Below are 13,058 nucleotides of genomic sequence, written 5' to 3' on the forward strand. Positions count from 1 at the left end.
CGCAGGCGCCGCCGCGATCGGGGCGGCGCCCGAGCCGCGGGCGCTGACCCATTGGGCGGAGCGCACCGCGCCGTGGCGCAGCTATCTCACCGCGCACCTGTGGCGCGCGGTGCCGCCCAGAGCCGCGGAATCCCGCAGACGCACCCGATCCGATGGAGGAGAGACCCCATGAGCACCGCGACCATTCAGACCGTCGACACCCCCGACGGCGCGTTCACGCTCCTCGCCGACGACGAGGGCCGGGTGCTCGCGTCGGGCTGGACCGACGACGCCGACCGCGTCCTGGGGCGCCTGCGCGCCGCCGACCGGCCCGCGACGGTGCGTCTCGTTCCCGTCGGTCAGACGACGGATGCCGCGGCCGCGGTCGCGGCGTACTACGAGGGCGAGATCGGCGCGATCGACGGCATCCCGGTGTCGCAGCGCGGGACGACGATGCAGCTCTCCGGCTGGAAGGCGCTGCGTCGCATCGCGCCCAGTCGTCCCCTCACGTACTCGGAGCTGGCCGCAGAGCTGGGCTCGCCGAACGCCGTGCGCGCGGCGGCATCCATCTGTGCGCGCAACGCGCCTGCCCTCTTCGTGCCCTGCCACCGGGTGCTGCGCACCGGGGGAGCGCTGGGCGGATTCGCGTGGGGCCTCGAGGTCAAGCAGAGCCTCCTCGCTCGCGAGTCGGGCGTCGGCCCGGGGGCGGCACCGAACTCGCTCTTGCGTTCAGCGAACTCCCAGGTATAGGCTGGAGGGCTGTCGCACCGCATCAATTAGGCGGCGCGTGCAGCCCTATCCGCCCAGCCCAAGGAGGAAGCAATGTATCAGGCCGCCGTCGCCGCGAAGACCGCATTCGTCCTCCGTGCCGCTGCGCCGCGTCCCGCACTCGGGCTGCCGCGTCCGCGCATTCAGGGATAACCCGCCCATTCGCCCGTGCCGGCTCCGCCGGCCTCGGCATACCGTCTTCGCGTTGAGCGTTGCTCACACCGAAGGCGCTTCGCCTCCGCTCCTGCTCGCCCGTCGCACCGGAACCCGGCCGTCGAGCTCGTCTGAACACGACCCGGTTCGGGTCATCCGCACCACTTCCCACAAGGATCATGACCACCACTGCCGACTCGCCACGGTCCGAACCGTCCACTCTCAGAGCCCTCGCGAGGCTCCTTCCCTTTGCGAAGCCCGTGCTGTCGCGGCTCACGCTCGGCGCCGCCAGCGCGCTCGCCGCGAGCCTCCTCGCGCTCGGCATCCCGCTCGTGCTCGAGGCCATCGTGCGCGGCCCCATCGCCTCCGGTGACATCGCCGTGATCGGGTGGGGTGCCGCCGCCATCCTCGCGCTGGGCCTCGCCGAGGCCGCCATGGTGTGGCTGCGACGCTGGTTCGTCCTCGGCCCCGCGACGATGGTCGAGTACGAGCTGCGCCAGAGCTTCTACTCGCGGCTGCAGCGACTGCCCGTCGCGTTCCACGATCGGTGGCAGTCGGGGCAGCTGCTCAGTCGCATGATGCAGGACATCAGCATGCTGCGTCGTTGGCTGGCCTTCGGCCTCGTGCTGCTGGTCGTCAATGTCATCACGATCGCCGTGGGCAGCGTGCTGCTCTTCCGCTGGCACTGGCTGCTCGGCGCGATCTTCCTGGTGACGTCCGCGCCGCTGTGGTACGCGGGCTACCGGTTCGAGAAGACCTACGGCACGCTCGCGCGACAGTCTCAGGACCAGGCCGGCGACCTCGCCACTTCCGTTGAAGAGAGCGTCCACGGCATCCGCGTGCTGAAGGCGTTCGGCCGCGGCAAGCACGCGCTGCAGAAGTTCACGCGGCAGGCCGAGACACTGCGCGAGACCGAGCTGAGCAAGGCGCGCGCCATCGGCTGGATCTGGTTCTGGCTGGTGCTCCTGCCCGACATCGCGTTCGCGCTGTGCCTCGGCGCCGGCATCTATCTCGCTGCGCTGGGCGAGGTGGACCCGCCTGAGCTCCTCGCGTTCTTCGCGATGGCGACCGTGCTGCGCTGGCCGATGGAGTCGATCGGCTTCCTGTTCTCGTTCACGCTCGACGCACGCACCGCGACCGACCGCATCTTCGAGGTCTTCGACGAGGAGAACACCATCGTCGACCCCGCCCACCCGAAGACGATCGAGCGGGCGCGCGGTGAGCTCGCGTTCGAGGGCGTGCACTTCCGGTATCAGGATGCCGCGAGCCGCGAACGCGACCTGCTCGACGGCGTCGACCTCGCGCTGCGGCCGGGCGAGACGATGGCGCTGGTGGGCCTCACCGGGTCGGGCAAGACCACGCTGACGACGCTGCCGACGCGCCTGTACGACGTGACCGGCGGCCGCGTGACCCTCGATGGTGTCGACGTGCGCGACCTCTCCCTCACCGAGCTGCGCCGCCACATCGGCATGGCCTTCGAAGACGCGACGCTGTTCTCGCAGACCGTCCGCGACAACGTGCTGCTCGGCCGAGAGGACCTGGCGCCCGGCAGTCCCGAGGCCGAGGCGGTGCTGCGCGAAGCGCTCGGCGTCGCACAGGCGGGATTCGTCGACGACCTGCCCGACGGCGTCGACACGGTCATCGGCGAAGAGGGTCTGTCGCTGTCGGGCGGCCAGCGCCAGCGCCTCGCCCTCGCGCGGGCCGTCGCCGCACGCCCCGCGGTGCTCGTGCTCGACGACCCGCTGTCGGCGCTCGACGTCGACACCGAGGCCCTCGTCGAAGACGCGCTGCGCGAGGTGCTGCACGAGACCACGGCCCTCGTGGTCGCGCACCGCCCGTCGACGGTCATGCTGGCAGACCGGGTGGCGCTGCTCGAGGCCGGCCGCGTCACGGCGGTCGGCACGCACTCCGAGCTGCTGCGCACCAGCGAGCACTACCGACACGTGATCTCGAGCCTCGAGGTCGAGGAAGCCCGCCTGCGGGAGAGGGAGGTGAACCTGTGAGCACGACCGTCACCGGAACCAGCGGCGAAGACCGCTCCGACTACACGCGCGCCGAGAGCAGGGCGATCCGCAAGCGCTCGCTTCGCCTGCTCGGCTCGCTCGTCTCGCCGGTGCGCGGCCAGCTGATCCTCGCGGGGGTCGTGCTGGTCGTGTCGACCGTGCTGCGCGTGGCCGGTCCCGCCCTGATCGCCTATGGCATCGACAGCGCCCTTCCGGCAGTGGTCGATCGCATGGACTGGATGCCGACGATCGGCGTCGTGGCCGTGTATCTGCTCACCGCGATCGGCGGCGCCGCCCTCATCGGGTGGTACGTGGTGGTGGCGGCGCGCCTGACGCAGGCGATCATGCTCGACCTGCGCAAGCGCATCTTCGTGCACACGCAGAGGCTGAGCCTGGAGTTCCACGAGTCGTACACGTCGGGGCGCATCATCTCGCGCCAGACGAGCGACCTCGACACGATCCGCGAGCTGCTGGACGGCGGGCTCAACGAGCTCGTCTCGGGCATCCTCTACGGCGGGTTCACGCTCATCGCACTGCTGATCGTGGACTGGCAGTCGGGCGTGATCCTGATCGTGATGGGCCTGCCGCTGTTCCTGCTGATGCGCTGGTTCTACACGCGCTCGCAGTTGGTGTACCGCGAGTCGCGCGTGGTGAGCGCCAAGGTGATCGTCAAGTTCGTCGAGACGATGACGGGCATTCGCGCCGTGAAGGCGTTCCGCAAGGAGCAGCGCAACGACGACGAGTTCGGCGACCTCGCGCTGGACTACCGCGATGTGAACATGCGCTCGATCCGCCTGTTCGGCACGTTCGAGCCGGGACTCATGGCCGTGGCATCCGTCACGCTCGCGCTCGTGATCGCGTGGGGTGGCATCCGCGTCGCCGACGGCGCGCTCGACATCGGCGTGCTGCTGGCGGCCGTGCTGTACGTGCGCAACTTCTTCTCGCCGCTGCAGGAGGTCGCGTTCTTCCTGAACTCGTACCAATCCGCCACGGCGGCGCTCGAGAAGGTGTCGGGCGTGCTCGAGGAGGAACCGACCGTTCCGGACCCGACCGACCCGGTCGACCTGTGGACCGCGCGGGGCAACATCCGGTTCGACGACGTGCTGTTCGGGTACTCGAAGGACCGCATCATCCTGCCGGACTTCTCACTCGACATCCCCGCCGGTCAGACGATCGCGCTCGTCGGCACGACGGGCGCCGGCAAGTCGACGCTCGCCAAGCTCGTGTCGCGGTTCTATGACCCGACCCGCGGCGCGGTGACGCTCGACGGCGTCGACCTGCGGCGCCTGCACCCGAAGGACCTGCGGCGCGCGATCGTCATGGTCACGCAGGAGGCGTACCTGTTCAGCGGGACCGTCGCCGACAACATCGCGCTCGGCAAGCCCGACGCGACGCTCGACGAGATCGAGGCCGCCGCTCGCGCGGTGGGGGCGGATGCCTTCATCGAGCGCCTTCCGGACGGCTATCACACCGACGTCAACAAGCGCGGCGGGCGCGTGTCGGCGGGGCAGCGTCAGCTCATCTCGTTCGCGCGGGCCTTCCTCGCCGACCCGGCGGTGCTGATCCTCGACGAGGCGACGGCCTCGCTCGACATCCCGAGCGAGCGTCAGATCCAGGACGCGCTGCAGACGCTGCTGGCCGACCGCACCGCGATCATCATCGCGCACCGCCTGTCGACGGTGGCGATCGCCGACCGCGTGCTGGTGATGGAGCACGGCCGCATCATCGAGGACGACGCCCCCGAGGCCCTCATCGGCGGTGACGGGAAGTTCGCGAGACTGCACGCCGCCTGGCGCGAGTCGCTCGTCTGACCCACCCGGCAGAAGCCCCGCCCCGCGTTCGTGCGGCGGTCGGGGCATCCGCCGTTCTCAGGCGCAGCGCCCGGGAGAGGAGGGCGACGAGGCCTCGATGGGGGAGGGGTATTCGAGGCCCCGCCGCCGGTCTCGAGAGCCCCAACAGGGCGCTCCGCGACGTGGATCTCGGGGGTCGCATGCGTCGGTGACTACAGGCGGATCTCCGCTATGACTTCACCGTACTCCGTCTCACCGACCGGCGTGAAGCCTACGCGTTCGAAGAACGCCTGGGGACCGCCCTCACCCGCCTCGTAGAGGACGTTCACGTGGTCCATGCCGCGATTCCTCGCCTCTTCGAGCAGCCCCGTCACCGCGAAACGTCCGATGCCGCGGCCCTGGTCGTCGGCGTCGACGTTGATGCGCCACAGCACGGAGCGGAAGTGCTCCTGGGGCGCGTCGGGGTCGAAGTTGCCGCTCACGAATCCGACGACCTCGTCGCCGTCGAGGACGACGCGCTGCCAGGTCGTCTGCGGGTTCACCACCGTCGCGGCGATGCCGTAGCTCACCGGGGAGAGGTACTCCTCCTGCCCGGGTTTGAGCGACAGATTGTTGACCGCCACGATCGTCGCAGCGGACAGTTCGACAAGTCGCAGGTCGGCCATACGCCCCAGGCTAGCCGGGATGACGGCATCCGGCATCGTCGGGTTCGGGGGATTAACACGGCGTTCATACGCGAAAGCACGCTGCACGACGGCGGAAGGTATCTTGACGTCGAGATATCTGCGGATGCCGGTGCGATAGGCTGAGGGCCGACCCGTACGAAGGACGCAATTGGTGACCGACTCGACCATCATCTACACCTACACCGACGAGGCTCCGGCTCTCGCGACCGCATCGTTCCTGCCGATCGTGCAGGCCGTGACCCGTCAGGCGGGGGTGGACGTGGAGACGCGCGACATCTCGCTCGCCGGCCGGATCCTCGCGGCGTTCCCGCAGAACCTCAGCCCGGAGCAGCAGGTGTCCGATGCGCTCGCCGAACTCGGCGGCCTCGCGACGCTGCCCGAGGCGAACATCATCAAGCTGCCGAACATCTCGGCCTCGATCCCGCAGCTGAAGGCCGCGATCGCCGAGCTGCAGTCGCAGGGGTACGACATCCCCGACTACCCGGACGAGGCAGAGACGCTCGAAACAAGGGACGTCCGCGCGCGCTACGACCGCATCAAGGGGTCGGCCGTGAACCCGGTGCTCCGCGAGGGCAACAGCGACCGCCGCGCCCCGCTGTCGGTCAAGAACTACGCGCGCAAGCACCCGCACCGCAACAAGCCCTTCGCCGAGGGCTCGAAGACGCGCGTCGCTACGCTCGGTCACGACGACTTCAAGTCGAACGAGCAGACCACGGTCATCGAGGGCGACGACGTGCTCACGATCCAGCATGTCGCCGCGGACGGGACCACCACTCCGCTCAAGACGGGCCTGAAGGTCCTCCCCGGCGAGATCGTCGACGCGACCTTCCTGTCGGCGCAGGCTCTCGACTCGTTCCTCGCCGAGACGATCGAGCAGGCGACCTCCGACGGCGTGCTGTACTCCGTGCACCTCAAGGCCACCATGATGAAGGTCAGCGACCCGATCATCTTCGGGCACGTCGTGAAGACGTACTACGCCGATGTGTTCGACCGGTACGGCGACAAGATCGCCGAGGCAGGGCTGACCCCGAACGACGGGCTCGGCGCCATCCTCGCCGGTCTGGGCGAGATCGACGGCGGCGCCGAGATCGCCGAGGCGTTCGCCGCCGCGACCGACAGCCCCCGCCTCTCGTACGTCAACTCCGACAAGGGCATCACGAACCTGCACGTGCCGTCGGATGTCATCGTCGACGCGTCGATGCCTGCTCTCATCCGCAACGGCGGCAAGCTGTGGGGCGCAGACGGCGGCGAAGACGACACGGTCGCCGTGATCCCCGACTCCTCGTACGCGGGCGTGTACCAGACCGTCATCGACGACGTCCTCGCACACGGCCCGCTCGACCCGGCGACCATCGGCACCGTCCCGAACGTCGGTCTCATGGCGCAGGCCGCCGAGGAGTACGGCAGCCACGACAAGACGTTCGAGATCGCGGCAGCCGGCACCGTGCAGGTGCTGAACTCGGCGGGCAGCGTGCTGCTCGAGCACACCGTGCAGCCGGGCGACATCTGGCGCGCGACGCAGACCAGAGACATCGCCATCCGCGATTGGGTGAAGCTCGCGGTCACGCGCGCTCGCGCCACGGGCGCGCCGGCGGTGTTCTGGCTCGACGAGAACCGCTCGCACGACGCCACGCTGATCGCGAAGGTCACGGAGTACCTCGCCGACCACGACACCGAGGGCCTCACGATCGAGATCCTCGCTCCCGCCGCGGCGACCCAGTATTCGCTGGACCGTCTGCGCAAGGGCGAGGACACCATCTCGGTCACCGGCAACGTGCTGCGCGACTACCTCACCGACCTGTTCCCGATCCTCGAGGTCGGCACGTCGGCGAAGATGCTCTCGATCGTGCCGCTGCTCGCCGGCGGCGGCCTGTTCGAGACCGGCGCGGGCGGCTCGGCCCCCAAGCACGTGCAGCAGCTCGTCGCCGAGGACTATCTGCGCTGGGACTCGCTCGGCGAGTTCTTCGCGCTCGCTGCGTCGCTCGAGCACCTGGCCGACTTCACCGGCAACGTCAAGGCGCAGGTGCTGGCCGACACGCTGGATGCCGCGACCGGCACCTTCCTCGAGAACGACAAGTCCCCGGGCCGCGCGCTCGGCACCATCGACAACCGCGGCAGCCACTTCTACCTGGCTCTGTACTGGACGCAGGAGCTCGCGCAGCAGCAGGCCGACCCCGAGCTCGCGGCGGCGTTCGCGCCCGTGGCCGGGGCGCTGGCGGCGAACGAGCAGCGGATCGTCGACGAGCTCATCGCGGTGCAGGGCTCGCCCGTCGACATCGGCGGCTACTACCGCCCCGACACCGAACTCGTGACGAATGTCATGCGCCCGTCCGCGACCTTCAACGGGATCATCGACTCGGTCGGATGATCACCGCACGAAGACGAAGAGCGGATGCCCCGGGCCGGGGCATCCGCTCTTCTTCTGTGCGACACGTGTCAGCCGTGGACCCAGACCTCGGTTCCAACGGGGGCCCAGCGGTAGACGAACTCGGCGACGTTGTTGGGCATGTTGACGCAGCCGTGGCTCATGCGGTTGCCGAAATTGTTGTGCCAGTACGTGCCGTGGAAAGCGATGTCGGGGGCGAACCACGTGAGCCACTTCACGTCCTTGGTGCAGTAGCTGTCAGTGCGAGTGGGGTCGTAGCAGAGGGCACCCAGGTCCTGCTCGGCAGTGTGTGCGAACACGCGAAAGCTCCCCGTGGGAGTCGGCGTGCCCGGAAGCCCTGACGAGATCGCGTACGACTGCACGACGTTGCCGTTCTCGAACAGATACGTGCGCTGGGCGCCGAGGTCGACCTCGATGCGACGGGCGATCGAGACGGTCGTGACGGGCACCTCGGTGACCGGGAGTCCGTAGATCGCGTTGCCGTTCGCGAGCTGTGCGGCGAAGTCGGAGGCGACGTCCGACGTGTCGCCCAGTTCGCGCCCGCTCTGGCCGGCGGATTCCTCGCGCAGGACCTTGCCCGCGCTGTCGGTGATGACGCGCGCGTTCTCAGGCGCGCGGTTGACGGCGGGAGCGAGCGTCTCGACGACCGGCTGGATGGCAGCCGGGTCGGCGGTGATCTCGAACTCGCCGTCGCCGGGGGTGACGGTGAGCCAGGATGCCGCGGCGGTGCGGTCGACGGGAACAGTGCGCTCCTCGCCGACGTAGAAGCCGACGGTGTCGAGCATGCCGTTCAGCTGCGCGACAGTCGCGTCGGCCGCTTCGGTGGAGATGCCCGCGGGCACGTCGGCGGTCACGGGCTCGATCTCGATGCTGGTCTGCCCGGCCTCGAACGCCTCCTGCAGGGCGGACTGGACGGTCGCCACGTCGATGCCGGTGCCGAGGGTCGCCGGCGTCGTGACGTACGAGGCCGACGCGGCGTCGAACGTGACCGCGGCGTCGATGGGGTCGGTGTACACCTCGGGCATCGCGGTGCGCAGCGCCTCGGTTGCGGCGACCGGGTCGAGTTCGACGGCGGCATCGACGGGAGGGGCGAACCAGGCGGTGGGGTTCCACATCGGGTGCTCGGCGAACGCCGCGGCGGCGAGGGCCTCGGCATCGATCGTCGCACCGAGCTCGGCGCCGGTGACCTCGATCCCGCCGTCCTCGCCGACGATGACGACGGTCGTCTCGGCGAGGCGCTGGTCGATCGCATCGGCGGCGGCGCCAGGTGTGAGCCATCCGACCGGCACGCCGGCGACCGACGTCCCCGGGGCGATCAGGACGAGCGACGCGGCCACGAGCCCGACGACCGCGACAGCGGCTGCGGCGCTGATCCACAGCGCGGTGCGCTTCTTCTTGGGCTTCTGCTCGGGGTCGGCCCACGCGTAGACCGGCGCACCGGCATCCGTCGGCGCGTCCTCGATGGCGGGGGAGAGAGTCGCGGTCGCCGTCGCGGTGAATGCCGCCGCAGCGGCCGCCTCATCGCCGGGAGCGATGACCGCGGTGGGCGCGCCGCCGACCGCGCGGACGGCGATGGTGTCGGCGTCGGTCGTGTCGTGCTCTGCGTCGTCGGGCGCGTCGAGGTCGTCTACGTCTGCGTCTGAGGTGTCGCCGTTCCGTTCGACCTCGAGGTCATCCACGTCGTCGGCCTCGGCGTCGCCGGCCTCGGCGTCTTCGGTGTCGGCTTCTTCGGTGTCGGCGATCTCCTCGGCGTCGGCCCCGGTCTCGGCGACCTCGGCGTCTTCGGTGTCGGCGATCTCCTCGGCCCCGGCCTCAGCGACTGCGGCCTCCTCGGCGTCGGCGTCGACGACCTCGCCGCTCTCAGCGTCGGCGACATCGGCGTCCGCCTCGTCTTCGAGGGGCATCTCGTCGCCGCCTTCGGCAGGGTCGACGGATTCTCCGATGGGCTCGACAGGCTTGCCTTCGGAAGCCTCATCGGCATGTGGCTCGGTCGCCAGATTCGTCACGCTTCACCCCCCGACAGTGAGCAACGCTTTGACAATGGTAAGGGACACGCGCTGCGCGATGGGTCACAGCCTGGTCACGCGATCAAACGCCGGTCATGGCAGGAATCGGGTCGAGGTCGCGGTTACGGTGCGCAGAGCTCTTGGAACCGCGTCGCCGTCTGCTGGAACTCGGCTGTGACGCCCTCCAGCTCGGTGAGCTTCGACATGTCGCCGTCCGCGAGTGCGGTGAAGGCGTCCGCGAGGGTCTGGAACATCTCCTGCAGCGAGGGCATCAGAGCGCCGACCTCTTCGTTCGTCACCTGGGCGGATGCGTCGGAGAGGCTCTGCACCGCGGCGTCCATGGCCGCGATCAGGGCGGCGGGATCCTCGACGGACATGTTCTCGTATTCCTGCATGGCCTGGTTCATCGTGTCTTCGATGAGGGCGCACGCCTCAGCAACCGTCTGGCCGCTGCCTGACTCCTCGGCGGGCGGCGCGCTCTCGCTCGACGACGTAGAGCCGTTCGAGGACGAGATCGGAGTGCCCGTGCAGGCCGTCATGCCGAGGAGGGCGATGGCGGTGATCGCGACAGCAGCGAGCCCGCGGTTCAGGAGAGTCGTTCGCATGCCCTCACTGTAGGCCCGCGATTGTCACAGGTTCGTAAAGTTCCCACGCGATGTGCAGGAAACGACTTGCGGATTGTTTGTTCGTAAGGTCTACTAACAAACATGCCCATCGATGCGCCGCAGACCTCCACGGCGAACGCCCGTGCGTTCGCCCCCGGCCGCACGCTCCGTCAGGGCGCCAAGGTCTTGCCCGAGCACGCTCGCGGGCACAACCGCGCGCTGGTGCTGCAGACCCTGTTCCATCAGGGCGCGATGAGCCGCGCAGATCTCTCGCGTGAGACCGGGCTGACCCGTGTCACGATCTCGGACCTCGTCGCCGAGCTGATCGCCGATGGATTCGTCGCCGAGATCGGAGTCCGCGAGTCATCCGGACCCGGCAAGCCCGCGATCCTGGTCGACCTCGATCGGAGCGGCCACCGCATCGTGGGTCTCGACCTGTCGGGCAGCGACACCTTCATCGGCGCCGTGCTGACCCTCGACGGCAACATCGTCGCTCGGCGCGAGGTCGCGCTGCCCGGCGCCGACGACCTCGTCGCGACGGTGGTCGAGCTGGCGCGCGCCCTCGTCGCCGACTCGCATGCACCCGTGCTCGGCATCGGAGTGGGGACCCCCGGCGTCGTCGACGACCACGGAGTCATCGTCACCGCGCCGAACTTCGGCTGGGCCGGCTTCGACCTCGAGACGGCGCTCCGCCGCGCCCTCGACCTGCCGGTCCTCGTCGCCAACGACGCCAACGCGGCGGTGCTCGCCGAATACACGTTCGGCGGCGCCCCCGACGACGTCCTGCTCGTCAAGGTGGGGCGGGGCGTCGGCTCGGGCCTGCTCCTGGCCGGGCAGCCGATGCGCGGAAGCCGATTCGCTGCCGGCGAGATCGGCCACGTCACCGTCGGCACCGACGGTGGCCCACGCTGCGCGTGCGGCAAGGTGGGATGCCTCGAGGCGTGGTTGTCGGTGCCCTCGCTGACGTCGCGCCTCGCCGAGGCATCCGATCCCGCCGCCCGAGAGGGCGTGCTGCGGGACGCGGGGGAGCGCCTGGGCATCGCCCTCGCCCCGGTCGTGGGCACCCTCGACGTGTCGGAGATCGTGCTCTCCGGCCCCACTGAACTTCTCGGCGGCTCCCTCGCGGATCAGGCCGTCGAGACGCTCCGCGCACGTACCCTCGCCCCGTCTCACGACGACGGTGTGCGCGTGCGGATGACGGCGCAAGGCCAAGACATCGTCCTGCGCGGCGCAGCCGTCATGGTCCTGTCGGGACAACTCGGGGTGTCGTAGCGCGCACGCGCCGCACCTCAACCACCACCCCCCCGGATGGGCCACCCGGCTCACCCGACACCGAGAGAACACAGAGGAAGACAAATGAAGAAGACGCTTGGAGCTGTGGCGCTCCTGGGCGCATCGGCGCTTCTCCTCGCCGGCTGCGGCGGCAGCGGCGACGGCGCGGGCTCGAACGACGCCGAGGGCGCGGAGATCCGCGTCTGGCTGGTCGGCACCGACACGCCGCAGGATGCCCGCGACTACCTCAAGGAGACGTTCGAGGAGGAGAACCCCGGCTCGACGCTCGTCATCGAGGAGCAGCAGTGGACCGGCCTCGTCGACAAGCTCACCACGAGCCTGTCGTCCAACGACAGCCCCGACATCGTGGAGATGGGCAACACGCAGGCCCCGGCCTTCACGTCGAGCGGGGCGTTGCTGAGCCTCGCCGACATCTCCGAGGATCTCGGCGGCGACGACCTGCTCCCCGGCTTCGTGCAGGCCGGCACGTGGGATGACACCCTCTACGCCGCTCCGTACTACTCGGGCGCGCGCGTGGTGTTCTACAACACCGCGATGTACGAGCAGGCCGGCGTCGCGGTGCCGACCACGCTCGACGAGTACGTCTCGAACGGCGTCGCGCTCGCGGGCGCGCTGCCGGGGGTCTCGGGCGTGTACTTCCCGGGCAAGGACTGGTACAACGCGCTGCCCTTCATCTGGGAGAACGGCGGCGAGATCGCCGTCCAGGACGGCGACGAGTGGGACGCGCAGCTCTCGAGCGACGAGTCCCTCGCCGGTCTTGCGCAGGTGCAGGAGCTCATGACCGAGGCGTCGCTCGCCGCGAAGGACGGCGACGAGGCCGACGGCTGGGTGCCGTTCCGCACCGAGCAGTCCGCGACGTACTCGGCACCGAGCTGGGCGTACTGGTCGATCGTGGCCGATGAGGACCAGCAGCCCACGGCGGTCGCCGAGACCACCGGCTACTTCGCCCTCCCGGGCATGGACGGGGGCGCCGCCCAGGTGTTCGCCGGCGGCTCGAACGTCGGCATCGCGGCGAAGTCGGCGAACCCCGACCTCGCCAAGAGCGCCCTCGAGATCATGCTGAGCGACGAGTACCAGACGATCCTCGCCGAGAACGGCCTCGTGCCGGCTCTCGTGTCGCTCGGCGGAGAGGTCGCGGCGGCCACGCCCGAGCTCGCCACCGTCATCGCCGAGGCCGCAGCCAACGCGAAGCTGACCCCCGCGTCGCCGAACTGGGCCGACGTCGAGGCGCAGGGCATCATGCAGGACCTGTTCGTCAACATCGCGAACGGCGGCAACATCGCCGAGCTCGCGGCCGCTGCCGACGAGCAGATCGAGTCGATCCTCAACGGCTGATGCCGTCCGACGGGGTGCCTCGCGATGCGGGGCACCCCGTCCCATGCCCGACCG

At 69.7% G+C, this 13,058-nt stretch carries 9 protein-coding genes; 6 read left to right on the top strand and 3 right to left on the bottom strand.

The window, feature by feature from the left end; all coding sequences use genetic code 11:
• Window positions 1-168 precede the first annotated feature (168 nt).
• The 3 genes from EIO58_RS05710 (at window position 169) to EIO58_RS05720 (ending at window position 4,714) form a co-directional block, all read left to right on the top strand.
• The gene (locus tag EIO58_RS05710) at window positions 169-729 is read left to right on the top strand and encodes a methylated-DNA--[protein]-cysteine S-methyltransferase (RefSeq protein ID WP_127818698.1); all 561 of its coding nucleotides are present in this window, start codon (window positions 169-171) and stop codon (window positions 727-729) included.
• Between the two features lie 350 nt (window positions 730-1,079).
• Window positions 1,080-2,903: an ABC transporter ATP-binding protein gene (locus EIO58_RS05715; protein WP_127818699.1), complete on the top strand. Its 1,824-nt coding sequence runs from the start codon at window positions 1,080-1,082 to the stop codon at window positions 2,901-2,903.
• Window positions 2,900-4,714: an ABC transporter ATP-binding protein gene (locus tag EIO58_RS05720; RefSeq protein WP_127818700.1), complete on the top strand. Its 1,815-nt coding sequence runs from the start codon at window positions 2,900-2,902 to the stop codon at window positions 4,712-4,714. Before EIO58_RS05715 ends, EIO58_RS05720 begins: the two co-directional genes overlap by 4 nt.
• A 191-nt stretch (window positions 4,715-4,905) precedes the next feature.
• Here the strand turns inward: EIO58_RS05720 and EIO58_RS05725 are convergent, their stop codons facing one another.
• The gene (locus EIO58_RS05725; protein WP_127818701.1) at window positions 4,906-5,358 is read right to left on the bottom strand and encodes a GNAT family N-acetyltransferase; all 453 of its coding nucleotides are present in this window, start codon (window positions 5,356-5,358) and stop codon (window positions 4,906-4,908) included.
• Window positions 5,359-5,530: 172 nt separating this feature from the next.
• Between EIO58_RS05725 and EIO58_RS05730 the strand changes: the two genes are divergently transcribed.
• Entirely contained in the window at window positions 5,531-7,747 is a 2,217-nt protein-coding gene (locus tag EIO58_RS05730; protein ID WP_127818702.1) for an NADP-dependent isocitrate dehydrogenase, read from the top strand.
• Between the two features lie 68 nt (window positions 7,748-7,815).
• On the opposite strand, the gene EIO58_RS05735 is transcribed toward EIO58_RS05730, so the two are convergent.
• Together EIO58_RS05735 and EIO58_RS05740 are read right to left on the bottom strand one after the other, a co-directional pair.
• Entirely contained in the window at window positions 7,816-9,771 is a 1,956-nt protein-coding gene (locus EIO58_RS05735; protein WP_240658595.1) for a L,D-transpeptidase family protein, read from the bottom strand.
• Window positions 9,772-9,893: 122 nt separating this feature from the next.
• Window positions 9,894-10,376 (bottom strand): hypothetical protein, encoded by a 483-nt coding sequence (locus tag EIO58_RS05740; RefSeq protein ID WP_127818703.1) that lies wholly within the window; start codon window positions 10,374-10,376, stop codon window positions 9,894-9,896.
• Window positions 10,377-10,478: 102 nt separating this feature from the next.
• On the opposite strand from EIO58_RS05740, the gene EIO58_RS05745 reads away from it, so the two are divergent.
• Entirely contained in the window at window positions 10,479-11,648 is a 1,170-nt protein-coding gene (locus tag EIO58_RS05745) for an ROK family transcriptional regulator (RefSeq protein ID WP_127818704.1), read from the top strand.
• An 84-nt stretch (window positions 11,649-11,732) separates the two neighbouring features.
• Window positions 11,733-13,004, top strand: coding sequence for an extracellular solute-binding protein (locus EIO58_RS05750; protein ID WP_127818705.1), 1,272 nt, complete (start codon window positions 11,733-11,735; stop codon window positions 13,002-13,004).
• Window positions 13,005-13,058: the final 54 nt, after the last annotated feature.

The organism is Microbacterium sp. CPCC 204701, from assembly GCF_004010105.1.
In the GTDB taxonomy this organism is placed as follows: Bacteria; Actinomycetota; Actinomycetes; order Actinomycetales; family Microbacteriaceae; genus Microbacterium.

What these genes read in the sequence shown, in the direction of transcription:
- EIO58_RS05710 (WP_127818698.1), top strand. Translation starts at nt 169, where the DNA reads ATGAGCACCGCGACCATTCAGACCGTCGACACCCCCGACGGCGCGTTC.
- EIO58_RS05715 (WP_127818699.1), top strand. Translation starts at nt 1,080, where the DNA reads ATGACCACCACTGCCGACTCGCCACGGTCCGAACCGTCCACTCTCAGA.
- EIO58_RS05725 (WP_127818701.1), bottom strand. Translation starts at nt 5,358, where the DNA reads ATGGCCGACCTGCGACTTGTCGAACTGTCCGCTGCGACGATCGTGGCG.
- EIO58_RS05740 (WP_127818703.1), bottom strand. Translation starts at nt 10,376, where the DNA reads ATGCGAACGACTCTCCTGAACCGCGGGCTCGCTGCTGTCGCGATCACC.
- EIO58_RS05745 (WP_127818704.1), top strand. Translation starts at nt 10,479, where the DNA reads ATGCCCATCGATGCGCCGCAGACCTCCACGGCGAACGCCCGTGCGTTC.
- EIO58_RS05750 (WP_127818705.1), top strand. Translation starts at nt 11,733, where the DNA reads ATGAAGAAGACGCTTGGAGCTGTGGCGCTCCTGGGCGCATCGGCGCTT.